The organism is Peribacillus deserti, assembly GCF_002863585.1.
Lineage (GTDB): Bacteria > Bacillota > Bacilli > Bacillales > DSM-1321 > Paraperibacillus > Paraperibacillus deserti_A.
In genome coordinates this window covers 1-24,812 of the sequence record NZ_PGUY01000016.1, presented here as the reverse complement: position 1 = coordinate 24,812, position 24,812 = coordinate 1, and the positions used below count along the sequence as shown (strand labels likewise).

Sequence of the window (24,812 nt, the reverse complement as noted above, 5' to 3'; positions counted from 1 at the left end):
TTACATTGTTCGCTTTTCAGAAAAAGTTTACAGGTTTGCGTTAAATTAGTGAATGACGAGGTATGGTAATAAGAAACACCGAGAGGAGGAGTTAAATGTATAAAGAGTTTAAACAAACAGAACACAGACCGTATCCGCTTCCCTCCTCCCCTTGGCTGATAAAACAGGATTGGAATGACTTATTATTTTTACATTGGCCCGTCGCCGTGGAAACGATCAGAGATAAAATTCCTGAAAGATTGGAGCTGGATCTCTTCGAAGGGGCAGCCTGGATAACGATCACACCTTTCAAGGTGACTGGGATGCGATTTCATGGTCTCCCCCCCATTCCGTTGTTGAATGCCTATCTGGAATTGAATGTTCGGACTTACGTTAGATTCAATGGAATACCCGGCATCTATTTCTTCAGTCTTGATGCTGATCATCTTCCATCAGTGATAGGTGCTAAAACCTTTTTTGGCTTGCCTTATAAACTTGCAAAAATGAGTTATAAAAAAGAGAACGGTGTGATTACGTTTACGAATAGGAGGACACCTGCGGGACAAGCAGAGGAAGTATTCCACGCTTCATATAAGCCAGAGGGAGATTTGTTTTCCGCTATACCTGGGACACTCGATCACTGGCTGATGGAGAGATACTGTTTGTTTACCTATCGCGGCAGCCAATTTTATCGCGGTGATATTCATCATGATAAATGGGAGATGAATCTAGCTAGAACGGATATTGAAGCAAATTCCATGGCTTCTATACTCCCTGAGTCCTGCTATAGCCAAACACCGATTGTCCATTATTCACCATTTCGGCGGGTTTTCTTCTTCCCACTGCACAAGGTTGAATAAAGTTTCATTTGATTTTATACATGTATCATCCTTTTCCTACATACTATTGTGATAACGTATGCAGCTTTCAGGAGGGATGAAATGCAAATACATGTAATTAGAAGAAACCAGACTCTGACTTCCATTGCCCGTACTTATAACACGACGGCACAAGCCATTATTACGGCTAATGAAGTTCCTAATCCTAATGATTTAGTTGTGGGCCAGACATTAGTTATACCTATAACCGGCCGGTATTATTTTGTCCAGCGCGGTGACAGCCTGTGGGAAATCGCCCGGAGATTTAATACAACACCGGCACAGCTTGCATCGGTCAATCAAATATCAGTAAACCAGCCACTTTCGGTTGGATTCAGGCTATATATATCCCCCCTGGCAGAAGGCGGACAGCTGAATTTAATGCCTATGTGGAACCAAGGGGTACTGAAGTAGCTCAGGCTCTTATAACCGATACCAGGAAATCCGCACCCTTTCTGACCTATCTAGCTCCCTTCAGTTTCCAGGCAAGACGCGATGGCAGTCTTAAAGAGCCATTGCTTGATAATTTTCCAGAGATTGCAAGGGAAAACAGAAATGTATTAATGATGGTTATAACCAATCAGGAAGAAGACCAGTTCAGCGATGAACTTGGACGGATTTTATTAAATAACATCCCTGTTCAGGACAGATTTTTAAATAATATTGTATCAACAGCTACACGGTACGGATTCAGGGATATCCATTTCGATTTTGAGTTTCTCCGCCCTGAGGACCGGGAAGCATATAATCGATTCCTAAGGAAAGCCAAGGCCCGTTTTCAGCAGCAAGGCTGGCTGATGTCCACTGCACTTGCTCCAAAAACAAGCCGGACACAGAAGGGAAGATGGTACGAGGCACATGATTACCGAGCTCATGGAGAAATTGCGGACTTTGTTGTTCTTATGACCTATGAATGGGGCTATAGCGGTGGACCAGCCCAGGCGGTTTCCCCTATCGGACCGGTTAGAAGAGTAGTAGAATATGCCCTTACCGAGATGCCTTCGAACAAGATTATGATGGGCCAAAATCTGTATGGGTATGATTGGACGCTTCCCTTTGTTCAGGGTACTGTCGCACGCGCAGTAAGCCCGCAGCAGGCCATACAGCTGGCTGCGAGGGAAAATGTCGAGATTCAATATGATACAAGAGCCCAGGCACCCTTTTTTAACTATACAGACGACCAAGGCCGGCGGCATGAAGTCTGGTTTGAGGATGCACGCTCCATCCAGGCAAAATTTGACCTTGTTAAAGAATTAAATCTCCGGGGAATGAGCTACTGGAAACTTGGGCTGTCGTTTCCTCAAAACTGGCTGCTGATTCAGGATAACTTCACGGTAAGAAAACGCTGAAATGGCTGCACATTATTGTGCAGCCATTTCTTTGCAGAAAAAACACGAAATTTGCTGTCGAACAAATCTTTTTCTTATTTTTTGAATTTTCCATTATTAACTTTTATACTAATCTATGTAATCGCTTTCAAGAACCTTACATATAAGGCATCCATTACTTAAAGGGAGGTTTTTTAATGTCAAATGTAACATTGGAAGTTAGTGAAAAGCTGAGAACATTTTTGCAGGGAACCAAAAAGTTTTATGTAAATGGTGAATTTGTAGAAAGTGCTACTAAGAAGACATTTACCACTCCTAATCCAGCTACAGGCGAAGTATTAGCCACCGTTTTCGAAGGGTCTGAAGAAGATATTGACCGTGCTGTGCGGGCTGCACGCCAAGCCTTTGATAAGGGGCCATGGTCAAGGATGAGCGCCGCGGAAAGAAGCCGCCTGATGTATAAATTGGCGGATTTGATGGAAGAAAACAAAGAAGAACTGGCGCAGCTGGAAACTTTAGATAATGGAAAACCGATTCAAGAAACCACCAATGCAGATGTTCCGCTCGCCATAGAGCATATGCGATATTATGCCGGCTGGGCAACTAAGATCGTAGGACAGACCATTCCGGTCAGCGGAAATTATTTTAACTATACACGCCATGAAGCAGTAGGTGTTGTGGGACAGATCATCCCTTGGAATTTCCCATTGTTAATGGCCATGTGGAAGCTGGGAGCTGCACTTGCAACTGGATGTACTGTCGTTTTGAAGCCAGCTGAGCAGACCCCGCTATCCGCACTTTATCTGGCTGAATTGTTTGAGGAAGCTGGTTTCCCTGAAGGAGTAGTCAACATCGTTCCTGGTTTTGGCGAAACGGCAGGCAAGGCGCTTGTAGACCATCCGCTTGTTGATAAAATTGCGTTTACCGGCTCTACAGAAGTCGGAAAAATCATTATGAGATCAGCTGCGAACTCCTTAAAACGAGTAACGCTTGAGCTTGGTGGAAAATCACCAAATATCATCCTTCCCGATGCAGATCTATCTAGAGCTATCCCGGGAGCCCTAAACGGGGTTATGTTTAATCAGGGGCAGGTCTGCTGTGCGGGTTCAAGGGTGTTTATCCAAAAGAAACATTATGATAACGTTGTTGCTGATATGACCCTTCATGCGAAAAATATCAAGCAGGGTGCCGGACTTGATCCTAACACTCAAATTGGACCTCTTGTTTCCGAAGAACAGCACAACCGTGTATTAGGGTATATTGAGAAGGGCAAAAATGAAGGTGCACAGGTACTAACCGGCGGAAGCCAGCCTTACGAAAATGGATACTTTGTGTCACCAACGATTTTTGCTAATGTCCGGGATGACATGACCATCGCTAAAGAAGAAATCTTTGGCCCTGTTATTTCCGCTATGCCTTATGATGACCTAGATGAGGTGATCAACCGTGCCAATGCAAGCGAATATGGCCTTGCAGCTGGACTTTGGACTCAAGATATTTCTAAGGCTCACTATGTAGCAAGCAAGCTGCGTGCAGGTACAGTCTGGATCAATTGCTATAATGCATTCGATGCAGCATCACCTTTCGGAGGATATAAATCATCCGGAATCGGGCGTGAAATGGGATCATATGCTTTAAACAACTATACCGAAGTTAAGAGTGTGTGGGTTGCTTTAAATCAATAAAAATAACCAGGCCCTTGTAATCAATATGGTCAAGGGCCTGGCCTTAATTAATCCGTTCCGAAAGTACATCTTCTAAACCCTTTATAATCCCGCACCACAATATATCTTGTCTTGATTTTTCCCCATTCTTTTAGACATGTATAAAGCATGATCAGCTGTCCTCTTTAATTCTTCTGCGGATTGTGCGTGGGCTGGATAAATAGCTGCTCCTCCGCTGAAACTCACATATATGTTAATTCCATTTATATTGATTGGCCTGCCGGCTAAACAAGCTCTTAATTCCTTAAAGATGTTTTTTACGTTTTCCATGGAAGGATTCTTTAGAATAAACATGAACTCGTCACCCGAATATCGGTATGCCTTTGCATTTGGAACATGTATGCTCTTCATCCCATCCGCCAATGCTTTTATATATAAATCACCGGCATGATGGCCATATGTGTCATTGATTCCTTTTAGGCCATCAGAGTCAATCATTATTAATGCAAGCGGATTATTCTCCTGAATCAAATCTTCTAAATCAGAATGAAAAGCCCGGTAATTCCCAAGGCTTGTCATCTCATCTGTAAGTGACATTTTGTAATTCTTGGAATAAAGCTGTGCGGTTATGATGGAGCTCATTACTTGGTTTCCTATCATTTGGAGCAATTCTTCATGCTCTCGGCGATAGGCGAATTCCTGGTTGCTCTGAGCTGAAATAACTCCCTTTACTTTATCATCAATTATGATAGGAACAAAAATGCAGGTTTTGCCCTGGTTGCCGGTCCCAAATGTCACATTAAACTCATCCAATTCCTCAGCTGTTTTGGCATGAATGGTTTCTTTGGATTTAATAACCTTTGCTGTAAAGCTGCTGCTATCCAAAGAAATCGTATCTGGTTCCACAATCTCTCCCTCATCCGCCATGAATGGAAAATGTATGTCAGGACTATCTTCATCATGCAGGGCAATAAAGAAAGCATCTGTCGGCATTACTCTTGAAACAAGCTCATAAGCTTTTTCCATCAAGATCTGCTCATTCAGCGTTTGTGTACATGTTTGTCCAAAATCCTGCAGAATCCGCAGATGGCTGTTCAGCCAGGTCATATCCTTTAAACGCTCATCCAATTTTTTTAGTTCGTCCCTAATAGTAAGGAGAAATTTCCTTTGTTCAGCATCCATCAAATCATTCTCTAAAATTTGTAGATTACTGAAAGAATTTGAACCAATAGATTTCAACGCTGAAACAATGTTGCCAAGCTGGCTAACCTCATTTATAATTTTCACTCGTATATCATCCATATATCTTCACTCTTCTTATGATAAATTCATTGAATATTAGACACGGTCCATTGACTGACTAAAAATCTCATATTCTGTGTAGCAAAGGGATCCCAGTTTGTACGGAGGAATCACCCAGGTGTATCCCTTTAGTAATGCAACGTAATAATAGTTTAGCATCAGAAACCGAAAAACGGTATAAAATTCTAATATTTCAACTAATTTCAAATAAAGAAAAAATATAATCGATAAGCGGAACAAATATAAAGTGTCCAGCGGAGCAAGCTATTTCATTTTTTTGACGAGCCCGTGCCAGCTATAATAAACCGATTCGCATAGATTTTGTGCATCCTGTTGAACCCATCCTGTAATGTCTCTCCATTTGCGATCCCTTTCTTCAACCGGAACGATTCCCCTGCCGATTTCAAGCATCAGTAAATATACTTGAATATTTTCTTCTCTCTCCATTTTAAGTAGTTCATGAAGATATCCGGCAAACAGATCCCTTATTTCTTTGCTGCCTTTTCGGGACAATTCCTCTTGAATCCACTGCTCAAACCCTTCTAACACTACGACAGGCTTGTTTATGCTCAACGCTTCGTCTATGGAATCATGGTTATATGCAGAAATTAGATGATAATTCAGATACCGGTCTCTTACATACTTTCTCTTTCCTGAATAGGCACCACCGATAATGAGCTGCAAATCCAGCCAGCCCCCTTTTCTTCAAGTTTAAGCTGATAGGCTTTTCCAAAGGGAATCGGGATCTCCCAGAATGTTACTTCAGGTACATAGCGGGAAATGATCCTTCTGATTACGCCTCCATGAGTGACAGCGGCAATCGTCAAGAAATTTTGTTTCTTCGCTATAAGACTGTTCATAAATCCGTCCACTCTATCATTAAATTGCCTGGCACTTTCCCCTTCAGGAGGAGAATGCTCTTCCCAATCAGCTATCCAGCTGGTGTATAAAGGTGAGTTCTTTAAATCATCAAATGTAAGACCTTCCCACTCTCCGAAATTCAGTTCTCTAAGTCTGGAATCTTTAATAATCGGCGAGTCAGGCCACAAAAAACGAGCCGTTTCCATACAGCGTGCCAAATCACTTGAATAAACGGCGTCAGCTAGAATGCCCTCTAACACCCAGTCTTTAAGAATGTTAAGCTCAGACACTTTTTCCCTATGTAATGGAATGTCTGTATGACCCTGGTATCTCTTTTCTATATTCCATTGAGTTAAGCCGTGACGTATAAGATATAAATCGATAATACGGCTAGATTCCATACTTCTGCCCCCTCAATCGATGCTCCAACTAAATCACCGTTTATTCCGCTAAATGATTTTGACGCCCACCTGCCGTACAAATAAGTAAAGAGAAATTGAATAATGATTAAAAAAAGCACTGCTTTAGCGATTAAGACAAAGGGAATTAAAATGATCATGGAAATCAGAATATCCAAGAAAGTTAGATTCCTTTTCCAGTAGAAAGCAAGACCTCTTTGGTAAAACGTCTCATGCTTATATAACAGCCATAACGCCTGCAGCCTTGCTAATACAGGGACGGCGGTTAATAATACAGTACCATCCTGACTTTTGCTGTCAGCTAGGAAATAAAGGAGACAAAACTTCCAGATCACCAGCAATATACATGCAATCACTGCAAAGCTTCCGGCTCTCGAATCCTTTAAGATCTCTCTTTTTTCCTCTATCGAACGATTGGAACCCGCTGCATCCGCTGTGTCCATCCATCCGTCTAAATGCAGCCCTCCAGTAAGGAGTACCCAAATTGTCAGTAAGAGGACCGCCAATAAATAACTTGGGATAATCCCTTGTAAAAGGGTTAAAACGCCTAAGAGTGCCCCGCCTATAATCAATCCGACTATCCCAAAGGAACGGAGGGCCCATTTTAATGTACTTTCATTTATTTCACATTGTTTTCGAAAAGGAATCGTTGAAAGAAATTGAAAGGCTAATATACAGCCTTGTAAAACTGCTTTCATTGTAACACCAGCCTTCTATCCCTTTTCCACCAGATTGGAATTCCGGCCACAGTTTGAATAACTGAACTGCTGGCTGCAATCACCAGCTTATGTATAGCTTCTAAGGAAAATGTATAGGCCTGAACGTTCCGACATTTGGAAGGCATTCCTTCATTAACATCGTTGGATACAATAAATACAGAACACTGCCGGTCTGCCGCCTTTTTTAAAAAATTCAGCAACATGTCCTCCATATCACGAATTCCCAGATTCCTGCTGAACATCATATTGCTTGTCCATACTGTCAGGCAATCTAACAGGATAATAGAATGCTCGCTTACGTATGTAAATACAGAGGGAAGAATGTATGGTTCTTCGATTGTTTCCCACACCTTCCCCCTCTGTTGTATATGTAAATCTATGCGTTCATCGCCTGTAAAATCGCTTCTTTTTGCCGTCGCTATATAGCATAGCTGGCTATTTGGATGTTCTTTTTTTGTCTGGTGATACATACCTTCCGCTAAATGTTCAGCCAGCGTACTCTTTCCCGATCGCGCTCCGCCTGAAATAAATGTGATCAATGGAAACCTCCTTCATTTTACGCCCTGAATTTTATGAGACAGCCATCTATTTAACTCTGCCAGGAGATTTTTTTCCAGACCAGTGGCTTTTTTTCTCTGCATTCTATTTGTCCCTATTACGAGCCGGCCCGTAATAGGGACATCAGACACCATCGTTCGTATTTCTGCCAGGCTTACAGCAACATTCATGAGGTCCGTATCACTTAAGGGATGTCCGGTAAACAGAGCTAGATGAAGATCCGCCCCATCCCGCTGGCCGATTAGAATACACTCCGTTCCAAATATCTCCTCCTGAAAGCAGCTGATTCTGCTTTCAGGGTATTCCCATCTTATGTAATGCTCATTTGTCTCACTGTCAGGAACATTCGTGCAAAGAATTCCTGCACACCAGGTCAGTCCTTCTCCTTCCTTTCCAAGACTAAGAGTCCGGAACTGGGAATTTAACTGAAGCCTTAACCGATTCTCATCCTTTGTAATAGAAATGGAAGACGAGGGTCCTTCTTTCTTCGGAATCTGCTGAGGCATGAACGATATTTGCATCTTGGGTAATTCAGGGTGGGCCGCCATCTGTAAATCTGTTTCATAGACATTCTGTAACAATGCTTCATCTTGTTTAATAAAGCCTTTAGAAACCTGAAGGATTTTTCCGTGTTTAAGCATGGCAAAGGCTTCTGCGTAGATGGAAGCTATGTTTAAGTCGTGAAGAATAGCTACTACGGTTAAATTTTTTTCTTTTTGCAATCTTTTCAGCAAATCCAATATTTCAAGAGTGTGCTTAATATCAAGATGATTAGTCGGCTCATCCAGTATGATCAATTCAGGCTCCTGTGCCAAGGCTTTTGCAAGAAGAACTCTTTGCTTTTCCCCCCCGCTTAATGAGAGGAAGGGCTTTGTTTTATACGATTCTATACTGGTCAGTTTCATAGCCTCTTTAACCGCATCTTTATCTGTTTGAGTTTCTTCATAAAACAGCCGTTTCACCTGATAGGGATAACGCCCAAGGGCTACTATTTCCTCCACAGTAAAATCCATCCCAACCTGGTTTTCCTGACTTAGGACACTAATTTTTTTTGCAAGCCCTACGGAAGAGTAATGGTCAATCGATATTCCATCCAGCATGACCTTTCCACTAGTGATTGGAAGAATTCCCATCAGGAGTCGGATGATTGTCGTTTTTCCACTGCCATTCGGTCCTAGCAGGGCAAAAAAACTGCCTTTTTCCACCTGAAAACTCACATTATGGATGGTGGGATATAATTTATCATATCCGCCTGTAAGGTTCTGAACATGCAGCATACTAGATTCTCCTTCTTCTCATTCTTTCTTTTACAAGCAGCATGGTAAAGATCGGCGCTCCTATGAGGGCTGTCACAACACCAATAGGGAGTTCCCTCGGGGAAATGATTGTCCTTGCAGCTAAATCAGCCAGGACTAAATACCCTCCTCCAATAAGCAGAGTAAGCGGCAACACATGCTTATGATTCGCACCTGAAACCAGTCTCACTAGGTGAGGGATCACAAGTCCTACAAATCCAACCGCCCCAGAAACAGCAACGGCTCCCCCAGTCAAAACGGAGGCAGCGATCAATATTAATCTTTTCTTCTTTTTGACACTGATTCCTATAAATTGAGCAGATTGATCACCCAGCGCAAGCCCATTTAATTCTTTAGCATGCAGCAGAAGAATGATTGCTCCAATTATAAAGAAAGGAAGTATCAGCTGAACATGATCCCAGCCTCTCATCGAAACGCTGCCCATAAGCCAATACAGAATCTGCCGTACATCTTCTCTAGGAGTAAGGGCCATCAGCAAAGAAACCAGTGCCCCAGTAAAAGAAGACAATATGATCCCGGCCAGAATGATTGTCTCATTTGCCAGCGTACTGCTCGCCAGTCTCGTAATTCCAAAGACGAGGGTCAGAGTGATGCCTCCCCCGGCAATAGCAAATATCGGCAGAGTGAAACCTTTCAGCCATAGTAAGTTAAGCTGAAAATAAATAACCAGTACGGCACCAAGTGAAGCGCCTGACGATACGCCAATGGTGTAAGGATCCGCCAGTGGATTCCTTAGTAAACCCTGGAAGGCCGCTCCGGCAAGAGATAGGGACGCACCTACAAAAAAGGCCAGCACCACTCTCGAAAACCGTATTTCCCATATAATCATATCGGTGCTTTTTGGACCTTGATACAGGTGTATACCTGTTATATGCTGAGTGACAATCTTCAAAATATCAGGAACGGTTATTGTAACCGTTCCTGCAAATAAACCTATGATTATCGAGAAGATAACGAATAATACACTAAAGGTATAAAGAAACTTGATTCTATTATTTAAATATATCTGGATAAATGAATTTCCCAAGTGTTTCCACTCCCTCTACAAGGCGGGGACCAGGACGTGTTACCGTATCGCTATTCACATTAAAGACTTGTTTGTTTTTTACAGCCGGTACTTCTGACCAGCCTTTACGGTTTAAGACCTGCTGATCCGGGTTTTTAACATAATCTCCATAAGTAACAATTACAACATCAGGATTAAACTTAACGGCTTCTTCTTCATTCATTTTAACCCAGCCCTGCTGTCCTTCCGCGACATTAACGGCGCCGATCGTATCGAGCATTTCCTGCATGAATGTCCCTTTTCCGGTTGTATATATATCAGGCTGCGGTGCTACCTCGACCCATACTCGCTTTTGCTCATTAACTTTTGCTGCTTTTTCCTTTACATCTTCCATTCTGTCCTTCATATCTTTAATGATTGACTCAGCTTTTTGGGACGTACCAGTGGCTCTGCCTAATAGCTCGATAGAATCATAAACCTGATCAAAGGTGTTCTTTGAACTATTTATAATAACAACAGTGATACCTGCGTCTTTTAGCTGCTTTATGACCTCAGCATGGTTTTTATAGTGAAAATCATCTAATAGTGCTAAATCCGGTTGAAGAGAAAGTATTTTCTCAACATTTATATCCTGGGCCCCAACCTTTTCTTTTTTTAAAGCCTCTTTAGGGTAATTATCAAAATCGGAAACTCCGACAATTTGATCTCCAAGGCCAAGTGCAAAGGCAATCTCCGTTGTACTTGGTGTAATCGATACAATTTTTTCAGGCTTCTTTTCGATCGTGACCTTTTCTTTTTCGTCATCAGTGATCGTCATTGGAAATGCTTCTTTTTTAGCTGTCTGCTCTGAAGTTTTTTCCTTTTTCGGTTCTGCTGTAGAAGTATTGCACCCTGTTAAAATGCCTATTGTAAGAACGAGCAGAATAGATAACAGGCCGATAAATTTTGTGAAATTTGATTTCATGATTGTCCTCCGATAATATATAGTATTAGCTTTTTCTTGAAACTCCCGCTTGTTCAAAGGTGGCCATATTTCTGGCCATGTCTGCTGCGGCTGCCACAAGCGGATAGGAAAGAGCTGCGCCGCTTCCTTCCCCAAGCCTCATCCCCAAATGTAAGAGCGGGCGTTTATTAAGATACTCAAGTGCCAGCCGATGCCCTGGTTCTGCTGATTGGTGCCCAGCAATCATATATTGGGCCGCCAGTGGATTTAGCTCTGCAGCAAGCACGGCCCCGGCCGTACTAATAAATCCGTCAAGTAAAATAGGAATTTTCCGGGATGCTGCATATAACATGCTCCCAGCAATAGCCCCAATTTCAAATCCTCCAATTTTCGCAAGAACATTTATGGGATCACCCTTAAGGGGCTGTCTGTATATGATAGCGTTTTTTATTACCTGGATTTTATGTAAGCGTTGAATCTCCTCAATTCCAGTACCCAGTCCAACAACTGTTTCAACCTCACAGCCGGTTAAAAAAGCAATGATAGCCGAACTGGGCGAAGTATTACCGATTCCCATCTCACCAAGAATCAAGAGTCCTGCTCCTTTATCGATGAGATTTTTGGCTCGTTCCATGCCAATCCAGATCGATTGAATGGCCTGATCCTCCGACATGGCATCTTCAAGCAGGAAATTTTTAGTGCCGTATGCTATCTTTCGCCGTATTAACTGTGGTCCTGTAAGCTCCGAGGCTATCCCTATGTCTACAATTTCCAGCAGGGCGTTGATCCGTTTAGAAAAGACATTAATGGCTGCCCCGCCTGTTAAGAAATTACGAACCATTTGCGCAGTCACTTCCTGCGGATACGCTGAAACACCTTCTAAACTAATGCCATGATCTGAAGCAAATACAATTATGCCTGGAGTATTTATTTCAGGATTTACCTGGGCTGAAATGCCTGCAAGCTGCACAGCCAAATCCTCGAGAGCCCCAAGGCTGCCAACCGGCTTTGTTAACGAATTTAGATGCTCCTGCTGCTTCTGTTCGGACTCCTCACAGACAGGCTCGATCGATTTAATTACGGAATACACTTTTTCCTCCAAGCTTAAAACTCCTCAGTGCTCAATATTCAATACCGTAAATGGCATTTACTCCTTCGTCATAATAATGTTTCTCCGCTTCAATTACAGAAACTAAATCTGCGATAGCTTTAATTTCGTCCTTTGCATCGCGGCCCGTAATCAATACATGTAGGGAGGCAGGACGATTTAAAAGCACCTCAATGACCTCATTCAGAGGCAAAATATCATGGATTGGAAATGAATCGATGGCAAGAGCATTATTTAGTTCATCGAGAATAATCAGGTCATACTCTCCACCCTCAATACATTCCTTAGCAGTCTTCCAAGCACTTTCTAACGCAGTTCGATGTTCTTCAGGTGTTTTAGTCCAAGTGAACCCAGCTCCAAGCTGTTGAACTACAGCACCCAGCTTCTCCAGACTCAGCTGTTCCCCATAGCTCCGCTCAGGTGACTTGATGAACTGAAGCATGGCAACCTTCATGCCTCTGCCCAAAGCACGGACAGCAGTACCGACTGCCGCTGTAGTTTTCCCTTTCCCATTTCCTGTATATATGATAATTCTGCCTTTTTCTGTGTCTTTGTTTTGCAGCTTGTTACCCTCCTCTCTATTTGTCCGGTGGAATATTATAGTTTGTAAGAATGATATTCAGGCAGTGCAAACTTTTTCTCTGGTTGAAAGTGTTTTGTATAGTTTGAGTTTTGAATCATCAATTAACGATGAGCCACATTTTATGCCCATACCAATTTCGAATCGTGGTGATTCACAACTGCTTTAACCTCTTCACCATCAACTGGTTAGACAGCACCACAAACCCCTTTCACTTTCCGTATTTCTTGGAGATGCTTTCTGCCGTGATGCCAGCCATAATCTTTTTTGCCCTGAACACAAAAAGCCCTTGACCATAATAAGTCAAGGGCAGGCCTGCATGTTTAATTGCATCGCTCATCTTGGCTTACTCTTCCCACCGAAGCATAAGTACTAAATTCTTTGAAAGCAGGTCTCCTGGCTTGCGCATTTCATAAACTGCTGCCTTCCCGGCAGGATGCCAGTGGCTGATAGCAGTGTTCTTTTAGGCGCATACAGTAGCGGGGGCTGCACCGGACTTTCACCGGTTTCCCTATTATCCCTTTCTAGAAGGGCACTTTCAAAAGATTATTCAGTTCTTTTTTATTCTAATGGAAAAGTCGAAATTTGGAAAGAATGAAAACTTTATTTGCATCGGCGATATGTAAACCACACACTTTGTCCATACTGAACAAAGAACAATGATTTGTCAGGAGGGCTGAAGCTTGATCAAACCCACTGTAAATGAGGGCTTTGTTAAGCCGATTAGAATTATCACACTTGCAGCGGCAGCTGTGGTGATTGCGGGTGTTTTTGGCACCCTGATTCATTTTATTGAGCCCTATACCTTTCCGACTGTTTTTGAGGGAATCTGGTGGGCACTTGTTACGGCATCGACCGTCGGGTACGGCGATTTTGCCCCCGTAACTCTGACCGGACGGATTTTTGGTATGATCTTGATCATTACCGGAATCGGGCTTTTCACTACTTACATTACGACTCTTGCGTCCGCTGCTGTAACTTCCCAGGCAAATTATCTTACCGGAAAGAAGGCCTTTACCAGGGATGGGCATTTAATCATAATTGGCTGGAACGAACGTTCAAGACAGACGATTATCAAACTTCGGGAAGCTGGTTATAAAAATCGCATTGTCTTAATAGATGATACGCTGGAAATGAATCCTGCCAAAGAGCATACGTTCCATTTTATCCGTGGAATAGGAAGTCATGATGAAATATTGAATAAAGCAAACATAAAGGAAGCCTCTACTGTCTTGATTACTGCTGGGCAATCAAGGGATGAGTACCAGAGTGACACATTTACAGTGATGTGCCTGCTCGCGATCAATGGTTTAAATCCAGAAGTCCGCTGTATTGCAGAAATATTAACTGAAGAACAAACCGAGAATGCGAAGAGGGCGGGAGCTGATACGATCCTGAAAGCCAACTCTGTCCTGAGCTCAGTGATGGAGCAAAGCGTAATTAATCAAGATGAGAGTCCTGTGGTTATAGACCGCTTTAATCGACAATTCAAAATAGAATTTTTACCTGTACAGCTCGAGTTTCTGCAGAAGAACATAAATGAAGTTAAGGAGATTTTATTAAAAAAACAATACATCTTCATCGGGATTAAAAAGGGAGCAGATGTGGAATTGCTGCCGCTCCCTAATTACGTCGTTAAACAGGATGATGAAATTATCGCTGGACGATTTTAATCCAAAAGAATCGATTCCAGCTCATGAACTAAGGACTTTCCGAGATCCACATATTTTTCCGGGAACTTGGCATCCGCGTTGGCCGGCTCCTGAAATTGATTAAAGGCCGCGGAAACATTGCCTATAAAAGCATGGTCGTCCAGGTCCGGCTGATATTTATGCGACAATAAAAAGGGCCTTTCCATCTGAACCGCTGCACCTCGGGTATCAAGCTGCCCCTCGGCAGCGCGGAATGGAATTCTAAGAAATTGGTAGCCGTTAGAGTCGTCGATTTTATAATCAAAATAACCATGGTCATAATCCCAGTTTCCGCTGATGGTATATCCCTTGGGTTCAAGCGTACTTTCCAGGTCATATAATGAAAAAGTCTCTCCCTCAATCCGGGAAGGTATTTCAATCATAGATAAACCTCCTTGTGATGTTTATCTTAGCTTAACCTCAAATCCGGGAAATAAATGGTCAAATCAAAAAAGGATGGCCCAGGCCACCCTTTTTTTCGCATCTTATAATCTTTTTTCAAGCTCTGCTTTTTTCTCCTCAAAGCCAGGCTTGCCTAAGAGAGCAAACATATTTACTTTGTAGGCTTCCACGCCTGGCTGGTCAAATGGATTAACTCCCAGCAGGTAGCCGCTGATTGCGCAGGCTTTCTCAAAGAAGTATACCAAATAACCAAATGTGTATGCATCCATAGCAGGGATTGTGACAATCAGATTAGGCACCCCACCATCCGTATGAGCAAGGAGCGTACCTTGAAATGCCTTGTTGTTAACAAAATCAACTGTTTGGCCAGCCAAATAATTTAATCCATCAAGATCATTTTCTTCACTTTCAATCAGAAGCTCATGTCTTGGTGTTTCCACTTTAACAACCGTTTCAAATAAATCCCGGCGGCCTTCCTGAACATATTGGCCCAGCGAGTGAAGATCGGTAGAGAAGTTTGCGGATGATGGATAAATCCCTTTTTGGTCTTTACCTTCACTTTCTCCAAACAGCTGCTTCCACCATTCAGAGAAGTACTGTAATCCTGGCTCGTAATTGATCAGCATCTCAATCGTTTTGCCTTTATTATAAAGAACATTCCTTACGGCAGCATACTGATAGCTGGCATTCTCAGTAAGTTCAGGGCTGCTGAAATCAGCTTGTGCCTGCGCCGCCCCCTTCATCATGTCCTCGATATCAGCCCCGCTTACCGCTATTGGAAGTAAGCCAACAGCAGTAAGAACAGAATATCTGCCGCCGACATCATCAGGAATTACAAAGGACTCATAGCCTTCTTCGTTAGCAAGGGTCTTAAGGGCTCCCCGTTCTTTATCGGTGGTAGCATAAATACGTTTTCTTGCTTCTTCCACCCCATACCTATCTTCCAACATTTTCCTGAAGATACGGAAAGCAAGCGCCGGTTCAGTTGTTGTTCCAGATTTTGAAATAACGTTAATCGAGAAATCCTTGCCATCCAAAAGATCCATAAGATCTCTCATATATGTAGAGCTGATGTTGTTACCTACAAACAGCACTTGTGGTGTACCGCGTTTTTCTTTTGGCAGGGCGTTATAAAAGCTGTGCTGCAGCATTTCAATCGCGGCACGGGCTCCAAGGTAAGAACCTCCGATGCCTATAACTAACAAGATATCTGAATCAGACTTTATCTTCTCAGACGCTTTTTGGATCCGCGAAAACTCTTCTTTGTCATAATTGACAGGGAGATCGACCCATCCAAGATATTCATTTCCTGCTCCAGTGCCTTCATGCAGAGCCTGATGTGCAGCTTTAACAGCATCACTTAAGTATGTTAATTCGTGTTCTCCAAAGAATGAAAGGGCTTTGGAATAATCGAAACGTACATGTGTCATGTTTGTTCCTCCATATTTTAGATTACTTTTCCACTTTATCGAAAGCCGCCGCTCTTTTCAAGCATACCTCATTATGTAAGCGTACCCATTTGGATGTATTTTTAAAACGTGAGTATCTTAGTGCTAAATGCTCTAGCCCCTACACTTTCAGCATGCGGTAAACAGAATTTAAAAACACAAAAATGTTCATTCATAATGTAAGAAACAAAACACACATCTGGCGTGATGTGTGTTTTGTCCATTAAAAGGCTTTTTTCTAAAAAAATGTTGTTTATGGATAACTTTCCTGTGAACCTATCCTATCGTTAAACAGGTTGATTGGAACGCAAGGTGCGAGACTCCTTGATCCAGCTACAAGGCTTTAGACCCTCGAGTCATAAGCCAATCCGTCCATGGAGAGAAAAGCACTCCCCACAGACGGCTCGTCTTATGCTTGGCTGACGCACGAAGCACAGGATGTGCGAGCCAGGCGTGGCCACAGGACGTGGCGTTCGAGCGTGGTAAGTGCGACTAAGCTTCTGTCTTCACTAACGCTTGCCAATCAGCAAGTCTTCTTTATCGGGTCTCTGCCTGCCATTTGTTTACAATTTTATATCTATTGGGATTAACACTCAGCTTTTAAATATTTATATGTTGGGCAGGCACCGCTTTCCGCTTTTTCTGCACGGGAGCAGCGGGACTGGCGAGACCCCACAGGCCAAGCCGAGGAGGCTCGGCGCCCGCCCCGCGCCGCGGAAAGCGAGCATCCTCACGTTCTAATCACCCTCTTTGTTCAATAACAACAAAGTTTGCGAAAACAGCTTATTACAATGATGCTCTATAAATAGCTAAAACATCGTCGCGATTTAACTTTTTAAAGTTTCCGAATTCACCGTTAGCCATAGCTTTGTCAGCCATAACCTCTACCTTGGAATCATCGATATCGTAATCTGCCAGTCGGGAAGGCGCTCCAAGGCTGCTCCAGAACTCACTAAGCTTATTGATTCCTTCTAAAGCCGTTTCCTCGTCTGTCTTTCCTTCGGGATCAACACCGAATACTCTTACAGCTAATTGTTTTACCCTGCCAGGATTCTCGTTTAGTGTATGCCTCATCCAGTTAGGGAAAAGGATTGCCAGTCCTCCTGCGTGAGGAATATCATACACAGCTGAAACGGCATGCTCTAGATTATGCGTCGCCCAGTCACCGCGTATACCCATTGAAAGCATTCCATTAAGCGCAATAGTGCCGGAATATAGAATGGTCTCTCTGTGTTCGTAGCTCTCTAAATCATCAAGCAGTTTCGGAGCTGTTTCCATAACCGTTGTCAGAACGGACTCACACATTCTATCCTGCAGGTGAGTGTTTGTTCCTTGGTGAAAATACGTTTCCAAAACATGAGACATCATATCTACGATTCCATAAATGGTTTGATCGCGCGGAACAGTGAATGTATTTTCAGGGTCCAGGATGGAGAACTGAGGGAATGTCAGCGGGCTTCCCCAGCCGTATTTCTCTTGGGTCTCCCAGTTTGTAATAACAGAACCGGCGTTCATTTCTGAACCCGTTGCCGCAAGTGTAAGTACCGTCCCGAATGGAAGAGCTGCCTCTACCTGGGCTTTCTTGATAACGATATCCCATGCGTCGCCATCATATTTAGCTCCTGCTGCTATTGCCTTTGTACAGTCAATAACACTTCCCCCGCCTACAGCAAGCAGGAAATCAATGCCTTCTTGCTTACAGATATCCACACCTTTACGTACCGTTGAAATGCGGGGATTTGGTTCCACCCCTGCAAGCTCATGAACATCTGCGTCTATTTCTTTAAGAGTGTTGACTACCTTATCATACAACCCGCTTTTTTTAATGCTTCCTCCGCCGTATACAAGCAGAATTTTATTTCCATACTGGGGAATCTCATTTTTCAATTCTTCTAACTGACCACTGCCAAAGATTAATTTAACTGGATTTTCAAAAGCAAAATTTAACATTTTTTTGCCTCCTTTCGTTACTTATTATGCAAAAGAAGACAAACAATATCAAAGAAAATGATTACAAGAAAAGCGGAGAACGGTGCCTTTCAAGTAATACCTATTATTTAATCAATGAAATGCAAGATTTTTTCTTAGAATTAAATATATGGAAAGGCAGACACCTGAAAGGCATAAGAAAAGCGGCAACGAAAGGCCGGTCTTGCCTTTTGATGGCGATTGGCTTATGACCGAAGGTGTCAGTTCGGAGCTGGACAGGTAGAAAAGCGGAAAGCGGTGCCTTCTAACTTTACCTATATAAAAATTCATGAAGATCATATTTAATTCCATAATTAAAAAGTAAAAGAAGGCAGAGACCTGAAAAGCATAAGACGAGCAGGCCGTGAGAAGCGGTTTTTCTTCTCATGGACTGATTGGCTTATGACTCGAGGGTCTCAGCTTGGAGCTGGACAAATCAAAAAGCGGAGAACGGTGCCTTTCAAGTTATAACTATTGCTTAATCAATGAAATGCATAAATTTTTTATTAGAATTTAAATATATGGAAAGGCAGACGCCTGATAAAGAAGGCTTGCGGATTGGCAAGCGAAAGCGGAGACAGAGGCTTAGTGGCACTTACCACGCTCGAACTTCCTTTGCCCCATGCGTTAGCAAGGCGTAAGAAGAGCGGCAGCGAAAGGCCGGTCTTGCTTTTTGATGGCGTTGGCTTATGACCGAAGGTGTCAGTTCGGAGCTGGCAGAGAGCCTTCATTTTTTAAGCAGGATTAATCCGCACAAAATGAAGGTTGAGCTGACTTGTATAAATTCCTTTGCCTTTGGCAGTGAAAAGAGGCAAAACAAGCAGTTTTTTTAGGTCTTACATGAAAAAACCCCATCCAGGAGATTTAAAACCGTTCATATTTCTAAGGGTTTTATGACTTTTGCTTTTTTCTATTAGGCGCAAAAGGGTTTATGCTTATGTTTCCGTACTTTACGCTTATGTTTAGAGACTTTATGCTTATGTTTGAAGAGTTTATGCTTATGTTTAAGAACTTTATGCTTATCCTAGTGAAATCTATGCTGATGTTAAGGGTGTTATGCTGATAATTTGGTGTATTTGCTTATGTATTCGTTCTTATGCTGATTTGGTGTATTGCTGATGTATCCGTTCTTATGCTGATTTGGGGTATATGCTTATTTATCCGCTCTTATGCTGATTTGGTGTATATGCATGTATCCGCTCTTATGCTGATTTGGTGTATACGCATGTATCCGTTCTGATGCTGATTTGGTGTATATGCATGTATCCGTTCTGATGCTGATTTGGGGTATATGCATGTATCCGTTCTGATGCTGATTTGGTGTATATGCTTATTTATCCGCTCTTATGCTGATTTGGTGTATATGCATGTATCCGTTCTGATGCTGATTTGGTGTATATGCATGTATCCGCTCTTATGCTGATTTGGTGTATATGCATGTATCCGCTCTTATGCTGATTTGGTGTATATGCATGTATCCGTTCTGATGCTGATTTGGTGTATATGCATGTATCCGTTCTGATGCTGATTTGGTGTTTATGCTGATGTATCCGTTCTTATGCTGGTTAACTGAGCATTGTGCTTATGTCGCAACCTTAAGGGCATATGAACGAAAAGCCATTTCCATCTTCAAAACATCCGAAGACGCTTCATATATCTCGGATTAGAGTAACTCATTTACTTTGACCGCTAAATAGGTAAAGCCGCACATAGCCAGCCCATCTCTGTTGCTGGCTGGCTTTAAATTTTTTCCAAAAAAAGCTTCAAATCGAGTTCATGATTCACCACATCCCCTCGGTATGCAGCACATTCCGCTCTCTGTGTTATGACCGAGGGTGTCAATTCGCAGCCGGTATAATAATTAACAAGTTCTTATCCCTGCATAATTTTTGCACGCTTAAGCAATCTAAATATGAACCATATTTAAAGGAGGTATTTCGTATGAGTGCAATTCAACGTATTGCTCTAGTACTTACTATTATAGGCGCTATCAACTGGGGGTTAGTTGGTTTTTTCCAATTTGATCTGGTAGCCGCAATTTTTGGAGGCCAGGATTCAGCGCTGGCCCGTATCGTTTATGGCTTAGTAGGGATTGCTGGTTTAATAAATATCGGTCTTTTGTTTGTCAGAGAACAACAAACTCAAACATCAAGACAGCAAGAGCCAGAAACTACAAGATAATAAGAAAAATCCTTAAAGCATAGCCGGATGTAACGGCTATGTTTTTTTTATGCCGGTAAGCAAAAAAAGAGGACGGCAGGCTTAGCTGCGGTCCTCTAATGAATATTTATGAATGCTTACTGAGCAAGAATTTTTTGTATTCTTTCAATCGCCCAATCCAGGTCTTCTCTTGAAATAATGAGCGGAGGAGCAAAACGGATGACTGTATCATGAGTTTCTTTGCACAGTAATCCTTCTTCTTTTAGCTGTTCACAGTATTTACGTGCCGGCTCTGTCAGCTCTACTCCAATGAACAGCCCTCTGCCCCGGACTTCTTTAATCTTCGGGTTTTTGATTTCTTGTAATTTCGCCTTGAAGTAGGCACCCAGTTCATTCGAACGGTCTGCAAGCTTCTCTTCAAGTAAAACATCTAGAGATGCGAGGGATACTGCACATGCCATCGGATTTCCACCGAACGTTGAACCATGGGATCCAGGATTGAATACTCCCAATATATCCTTATTTGCTGCTACACAGGATATTGGGAATACTCCGCCGCCCAATGCTTTTCCCAGGATGTACATGTCCGGCTCGACCTCATCCCATTCACAGGCAAACATTTTACCCGAGCGGGCCAATCCTGCCTGAATTTCATCTGCAATAAATAATACATTGTTTTCTTCGCATAATTTTTTCGCCGCCTTCATAAAGCCTTCCGGCGGGATGACGATACCGGCCTCACCCTGGATCGGTTCAATTAGGAATGCAGCCGTGTTCGCAGTGATTGCCTTTTCCAAGGCCCCAAGATCGCCATAAGGAATAAGAGTGATCCCTGGAAGCATAGGACCAAAACCACGTTTATATTCCTCTTCGGAAGAAAGCGATACAGCCGTCATTGTTCTTCCATGGAAGTTGCCTATGCAGGCAATGATTTCCGCCCTGTTCTCTTCTACTCCTTTAACGTCGTAAGCCCATCTGCGCGCTGCTTTTACCGCTGTTTCAACTGCTTCGGCGCCTGTATTCATGGGAAGCGCCATTTCTTTGTTTGTAAGACCGCAGATCTTTTCATACCAAGGACCAAGCTGATCATTATGAAACGCACGGGAGGTCAGTGTTACCCGGTCTGCCTGGTCTTTTAAGGCCTGAATGATTTTAGGATGGCGGTGCCCTTGATTTACCGCAGAATATGCGCTGAGCATATCCATATATCTATTTCCTTCCGGATCTTTTACCCAAACACCTTTTGCTTCTGCAATGACGATTGGAAGCGGATGATAATTATTAGCACCGTACTTTTCTGTTTGTTCAATCAAACTGCTGGTTTTAGTTTGTAATGTCATTGTTATTCCTCCCATCCCCTACTTCACCTCTATTGTACATGGTTAACAGTGAGATTCAAACCAAAATTTAAAAGCGCTTTCTATACAGACAGCTGTGTATGTATAATTATAATTTTAATTTGATTATTATTGAAAAATAGTAAAAAGCGGGTAGTGAATAAGATTCACTACCCGCTTTTTACTGTTCATTATTTTTTAATTAGGTCTTCACGCTGAGACTGGTCAATCCACTCTTGCAATTTGTCCTTAAGTGTATTGAAGCCTTCTGTGTTCTCAGTTGTAGATTTAACAGTAGCCTGGCGCTTCTTTGGAGCACGCTTTGGCTGTGCTTGAGGACGTTCCGGAGCTTCCTCGGTTGCACGGATGGAAAGGCCGATTTTTCCTGCTGCTTCATCAACAGAAAGAACCTTAACATTTACTTCATCGCCAACTTTTAGATGTTCATTAATATCTTTTACATATCCGTGCGTAATTTCGGAGATATGAACTAAACCTTGAGTTGATTCGTCAAGTGCAACAAACGCACCATATGATTGAATTCCAGTTACTTTTCCAGTTACTACAGATCCTACTTCGTATTTTTCAGACATGAAAACACTCCTATATACTTAAATTTTTCTATTCTATATACGCAATATAAAATTATAACACAAGCTGTCCTTTTAATCAAAAATTGCCCATAAAGGGGATTCCATCGAAGTACAGCATGGCTCGCGCCGGGGTTTATGAACCGTCGGGTTTGAGAGCAAAGATTCTTTTTTTCACTCATTATAGGCTCTTTTAATAAGATATAACAAAAAAGGTTGGAGGAAATGGAATGGAGCAGCAAGGACACACTCTTAAGATCCTGAGAGAAAAAAGAAACCTCACTCAGCAAGCTTTAGCCTTAAAACTAAGAGTTGGTACCCGGATAATTGAACAATTTGAAAGTGGAGAAAAGATACCCGACATTCCTACACTTCTACGGCTGTCAGCTGTGCTAGAAGTGCCGGCCTCAGAACTGTACGGCCACAGCACACCCCCATTCCTGCCGGTCATTGACAGTGAAATTAGTCAATTAATATCAGGATTAGGATCACATAAAGCCAAATTAATTCTTAGAAAAGTAAAAGAGTTAACCGAGGAAGAATATAAGGAAATGCTGAACTGGCTTTTTAACAATAAAAATACAATAGACCAGCATTAATTCTTTGTATAAACCATGAAAACATGGACATAATGGTTGATAAGGCTTTCTAGCTTTCTAGTATTCCCCCCCTTTTTGGACAAAACGTTGGTTTTGTCCCTTTTTTATTTTGAGGGGGAATCCACTCAGCGTTTACAATCTCCAGAGAGATGCTTAGTTGTGCACACGGGACAATCAAATTTTGGAATAAGGAAGATTAATTGCCCGCGCGATCATCAAACCTATGAATCCCGTGTATCAGTTTTTACCTCATGGTCAGTGGAGGATTCTGTTCCCTGCCCCTGACTTTTTCTGCCAGATACCCAGTTCTTTGGATTTAAATAGCTCCGAAACCGCTTAGCAGCCTCCTTGCCCGCAAAAAAGACTCCTGCCCAGAACAAGATTTCAGCGATTACAAGCAGCACTGCAGTCAGGGCTAATTTAGTCTTGCCAGCAACATCGAGAAAAGGAATGAGCAAAGGCGTCAGCCAGATCAGGGTCGATACTACAAGTAAAATGATTCCAAGCTTAAAAGTAGATTTTCGTTTAACAGGCATCAGTAGCTCCAATCTTAAGTTTTTGATTTTTTCTTATACTAATTGTAACGAGAGCTCCTGATGTTCACAAGGATATACCCCTATTCTTGCCTGAAACTTACAACATGGCATAATTAAATGAAGGATTTAGTTTCTGGGCATCTTACATACAGGAGGATGGTTAAATGGCTAGAAGAAATCATAATATTCTGGTACCTGAAGCCAGAGATGCTCTTGATCAACTTAAGGCAAAGGTGGCAGGTGCAAGAAATCCTGAAGAAGCAAAATTCGAAGCGGCCGCAGAAGTTGGAGTTCCCCTTCAGCAGGGATATAACGGGCGCCTCACTTCTGAACAAGCAGGCAAAGTCGGAGGCAGGCTGGGCGGAAGCATGGTCAGAGAGCTTGTGAAAATGGCTCAGCAGAATTTAAATAACAAGAGCTGAGATCCCTTATCCTTATCAAGCAAAAGCCCTGTCCTTTAGGAGACAGGGCTTTTTGCTTAAACCTAAATATTTATTCGTTCACGATTGATTCACCTTTCGTTAACGTTCGAAAAAATTCTGTCTGACTTCGCATGTTTATCCAGTATAAACGTCCTGGATTCTCCTGTGGAAGATTCGCGGCAATAAGTCAGCTAACCTGCTTGTTTCCCATCATACCAGTAAACGGCATAATTGGCTTATTGTGTTCTGTTTATTATAAAGGCTCTTTTCTAAAAGATTGTTGTTTTTTAATAGTTCGGTGAACCGATCCTATTATTAAACAGGTTGATTGGAACGTAAGGTGCGAGACTCCTCGATCCGGCTCCAAGCTGAGACACTCGAGTCATAAGCCAATCCGTCTATGGGAAGAAAAGCACTCCCCACAGCCAGCTCGTCTTATGCTTGGCTAACGCACGATGCACAGGATGTGCGAGCCAGGCGGGGCCACAGGACGTGGCCGTTCAAGCGTGGTAAGGGCGACTAAGCTTCTGTCTTCACTGTCGTTCGCCAATCAGCAAGTCTTCTTTATCGTGTCTCTGCCTGCCAATGTTGTTAAGTATTTTATATTTATTAAATCAACATTGAGCTTTAAAATATCAAATGATTGGCAGGCACCGCTTTCCGCCTTTCTGCGCGAGAACAGCGGGTATTGTCCAGCTCCGGACTGACACCGCGGGTCTAGCCAATCGCCATTAAAAGGCAAAATCGGCCTTTTACTGCCGCTAGTCTTATGCCGGGCTAACGCACGAAGCACAGGATGTGCGAGCCAGGCGGGGCCACAGGACGTGGCGTTACGAGCGTGGTAAGGGCGACTAAGCTTCTGTCTTCGCTATCGCTTGCCAATCTGCAAGTCTTCTTTATCAGGTGTCTGCTTTTCTTTTAGCGTCTTGCCTTACTTAAAAAAGATCATCATTCAGCTTTTGGATGGATCTTTTCTTGAAAAGCACCGTCCTCCGCTT

24 protein-coding genes, 1 pseudogene and 1 riboswitch are annotated in these 24,812 nt (G+C 42.6%); of the genes and pseudogenes, 8 read left to right on the top strand and 17 right to left on the bottom strand.

Annotated elements, in window-relative coordinates:
- Nucleotides 1-95 precede the first annotated feature (95 nt).
- From CUU66_RS05790 to CUU66_RS05780, 3 genes and pseudogenes are all read left to right on the top strand, one after another.
- Nucleotides 96-839, top strand: a complete 744-nt coding sequence (locus tag CUU66_RS05790) for a YqjF family protein (RefSeq protein WP_101640731.1) — start codon at nt 96-98, stop codon at nt 837-839.
- Nucleotides 840-920: 81 nt separating this feature from the next.
- Nucleotides 921-2,206 (top strand): annotated as a pseudogene (locus CUU66_RS05785) (glycosyl hydrolase family 18 protein).
- Between the two features lie 176 nt (nt 2,207-2,382).
- A complete protein-coding gene (locus CUU66_RS05780; protein ID WP_101640730.1) occupies nt 2,383-3,870 on the top strand; it encodes an aldehyde dehydrogenase family protein in 1,488 nt (495 codons plus the stop codon).
- An 81-nt stretch (nt 3,871-3,951) separates the two neighbouring features.
- Here CUU66_RS05780 and CUU66_RS05775 read toward each other — a convergent pair whose 3' ends face one another.
- From CUU66_RS05775 to CUU66_RS24740, 11 genes are all read right to left on the bottom strand, one after another.
- Nucleotides 3,952-5,151: a sensor domain-containing diguanylate cyclase gene (locus CUU66_RS05775; protein ID WP_101640729.1), complete on the bottom strand. Its 1,200-nt coding sequence runs from the start codon at nt 5,149-5,151 to the stop codon at nt 3,952-3,954.
- Between the two features lie 264 nt (nt 5,152-5,415).
- A complete protein-coding gene (locus CUU66_RS05770; RefSeq protein WP_180955165.1) occupies nt 5,416-5,835 on the bottom strand; it encodes a bifunctional adenosylcobinamide kinase/adenosylcobinamide-phosphate guanylyltransferase in 420 nt (139 codons plus the stop codon).
- Nucleotides 5,787-6,413, bottom strand: a complete 627-nt coding sequence (locus CUU66_RS05765) for a histidine phosphatase family protein (RefSeq protein ID WP_101640727.1) — start codon at nt 6,411-6,413, stop codon at nt 5,787-5,789. The genes CUU66_RS05770 and CUU66_RS05765 overlap by 49 nt, the downstream gene beginning before the upstream one ends.
- On the bottom strand, nt 6,365-7,129 hold the full coding sequence (gene cobS / locus CUU66_RS05760; RefSeq protein WP_101640726.1) for an adenosylcobinamide-GDP ribazoletransferase: 765 nt from the start codon (nt 7,127-7,129) through the stop codon (nt 6,365-6,367). The genes CUU66_RS05765 and cobS overlap by 49 nt, the downstream gene beginning before the upstream one ends.
- Complete coding sequence (locus CUU66_RS05755) at nt 7,126-7,689, bottom strand: bifunctional adenosylcobinamide kinase/adenosylcobinamide-phosphate guanylyltransferase (protein ID WP_101640725.1); 564 nt, start codon at nt 7,687-7,689, stop codon at nt 7,126-7,128. The genes cobS and CUU66_RS05755 overlap by 4 nt, the downstream gene beginning before the upstream one ends.
- A gap of 12 nt (nt 7,690-7,701) precedes the next feature.
- Nucleotides 7,702-8,985 carry an ABC transporter ATP-binding protein gene (locus CUU66_RS05750; protein WP_101640724.1) on the bottom strand — a complete coding sequence of 428 codons (1,284 nt, stop codon included), beginning with the start codon at nt 8,983-8,985 and terminating at the stop codon, nt 7,702-7,704.
- A 1-nt stretch (nt 8,986) separates the two neighbouring features.
- Entirely contained in the window at nt 8,987-10,030 is a 1,044-nt protein-coding gene (locus tag CUU66_RS05745) for a FecCD family ABC transporter permease (RefSeq protein WP_257967910.1), read from the bottom strand.
- The gene (locus tag CUU66_RS05740; protein ID WP_101640722.1) at nt 10,017-10,994 is read right to left on the bottom strand and encodes an ABC transporter substrate-binding protein; all 978 of its coding nucleotides are present in this window, start codon (nt 10,992-10,994) and stop codon (nt 10,017-10,019) included. The genes CUU66_RS05745 and CUU66_RS05740 overlap by 14 nt, the downstream gene beginning before the upstream one ends.
- A 25-nt stretch (nt 10,995-11,019) precedes the next feature.
- Nucleotides 11,020-12,075 carry a nicotinate-nucleotide--dimethylbenzimidazole phosphoribosyltransferase gene (gene cobT / locus CUU66_RS05735; RefSeq protein ID WP_257967909.1) on the bottom strand — a complete coding sequence of 352 codons (1,056 nt, stop codon included), beginning with the start codon at nt 12,073-12,075 and terminating at the stop codon, nt 11,020-11,022.
- Between the two features lie 19 nt (nt 12,076-12,094).
- Nucleotides 12,095-12,643, bottom strand: a complete 549-nt coding sequence (locus CUU66_RS05730) for a cob(I)yrinic acid a,c-diamide adenosyltransferase (RefSeq protein ID WP_101640721.1) — start codon at nt 12,641-12,643, stop codon at nt 12,095-12,097.
- A 229-nt stretch (nt 12,644-12,872) separates the two neighbouring features.
- Nucleotides 12,873-13,001: a hypothetical protein gene (locus tag CUU66_RS24740; RefSeq protein WP_257967908.1), complete on the bottom strand. Its 129-nt coding sequence runs from the start codon at nt 12,999-13,001 to the stop codon at nt 12,873-12,875.
- A gap of 29 nt (nt 13,002-13,030) precedes the next feature.
- Nucleotides 13,031-13,216: riboswitch (cobalamin riboswitch) on the bottom strand.
- A 128-nt stretch (nt 13,217-13,344) separates the two neighbouring features.
- On the opposite strand from CUU66_RS24740, the gene CUU66_RS05725 reads away from it, so the two are divergent.
- Complete coding sequence (locus tag CUU66_RS05725; protein ID WP_101640720.1) at nt 13,345-14,334, top strand: potassium channel family protein; 990 nt, start codon at nt 13,345-13,347, stop codon at nt 14,332-14,334.
- On the opposite strand, the gene CUU66_RS05720 is transcribed toward CUU66_RS05725, so the two are convergent.
- The 3 genes from CUU66_RS05720 to CUU66_RS05710 all read right to left on the bottom strand — a co-directional run bounded on the left by CUU66_RS05720 (nt 14,331) and on the right by CUU66_RS05710 (nt 18,152).
- Nucleotides 14,331-14,735: a YugN-like family protein gene (locus CUU66_RS05720; RefSeq protein WP_101640719.1), complete on the bottom strand. Its 405-nt coding sequence runs from the start codon at nt 14,733-14,735 to the stop codon at nt 14,331-14,333. The two genes, CUU66_RS05725 and CUU66_RS05720, sit on opposite strands and share 4 nt — an antisense overlap.
- A gap of 102 nt (nt 14,736-14,837) precedes the next feature.
- Complete coding sequence (locus CUU66_RS05715; RefSeq protein ID WP_101640718.1) at nt 14,838-16,184, bottom strand: glucose-6-phosphate isomerase; 1,347 nt, start codon at nt 16,182-16,184, stop codon at nt 14,838-14,840.
- 804 nt (nt 16,185-16,988) lie between these two features.
- A complete protein-coding gene (locus CUU66_RS05710) occupies nt 16,989-18,152 on the bottom strand; it encodes an iron-containing alcohol dehydrogenase (RefSeq protein ID WP_101640717.1) in 1,164 nt (387 codons plus the stop codon).
- 576 nt (nt 18,153-18,728) lie between these two features.
- On the opposite strand from CUU66_RS05710, the gene CUU66_RS24735 reads away from it, so the two are divergent.
- Both CUU66_RS24735 and CUU66_RS05705 read left to right on the top strand, forming a co-directional pair.
- Nucleotides 18,729-18,863 (top strand): hypothetical protein, encoded by a 135-nt coding sequence (locus CUU66_RS24735; RefSeq protein ID WP_257967907.1) that lies wholly within the window; start codon nt 18,729-18,731, stop codon nt 18,861-18,863.
- Between the two features lie 1,248 nt (nt 18,864-20,111).
- A complete protein-coding gene (locus CUU66_RS05705; protein ID WP_101640716.1) occupies nt 20,112-20,351 on the top strand; it encodes a DUF378 domain-containing protein in 240 nt (79 codons plus the stop codon).
- A gap of 116 nt (nt 20,352-20,467) precedes the next feature.
- On the opposite strand, the gene CUU66_RS05700 is transcribed toward CUU66_RS05705, so the two are convergent.
- Together CUU66_RS05700 and yugI are read right to left on the bottom strand one after the other, a co-directional pair.
- A complete protein-coding gene (locus CUU66_RS05700; RefSeq protein ID WP_101640715.1) occupies nt 20,468-21,670 on the bottom strand; it encodes an ornithine--oxo-acid transaminase in 1,203 nt (400 codons plus the stop codon).
- A 188-nt stretch (nt 21,671-21,858) separates the two neighbouring features.
- A complete protein-coding gene (gene yugI, locus CUU66_RS05695) occupies nt 21,859-22,260 on the bottom strand; it encodes a S1 domain-containing post-transcriptional regulator GSP13 (RefSeq protein WP_101640714.1) in 402 nt (133 codons plus the stop codon).
- Nucleotides 22,261-22,487: 227 nt separating this feature from the next.
- Here yugI and CUU66_RS05690 point away from each other — a divergent pair, with 227 nt between their 5' ends.
- Complete coding sequence (locus tag CUU66_RS05690) at nt 22,488-22,856, top strand: helix-turn-helix domain-containing protein (protein ID WP_101640713.1); 369 nt, start codon at nt 22,488-22,490, stop codon at nt 22,854-22,856.
- Between the two features lie 221 nt (nt 22,857-23,077).
- On the opposite strand, the gene CUU66_RS05685 is transcribed toward CUU66_RS05690, so the two are convergent.
- Entirely contained in the window at nt 23,078-23,392 is a 315-nt protein-coding gene (locus tag CUU66_RS05685) for a transporter suffix domain-containing protein (RefSeq protein WP_101640712.1), read from the bottom strand.
- Nucleotides 23,393-23,556: 164 nt separating this feature from the next.
- On the opposite strand from CUU66_RS05685, the gene CUU66_RS05680 reads away from it, so the two are divergent.
- Complete coding sequence (locus CUU66_RS05680; RefSeq protein ID WP_101640711.1) at nt 23,557-23,814, top strand: alpha/beta-type small acid-soluble spore protein; 258 nt, start codon at nt 23,557-23,559, stop codon at nt 23,812-23,814.
- Nucleotides 23,815-24,812: the final 998 nt, after the last annotated feature.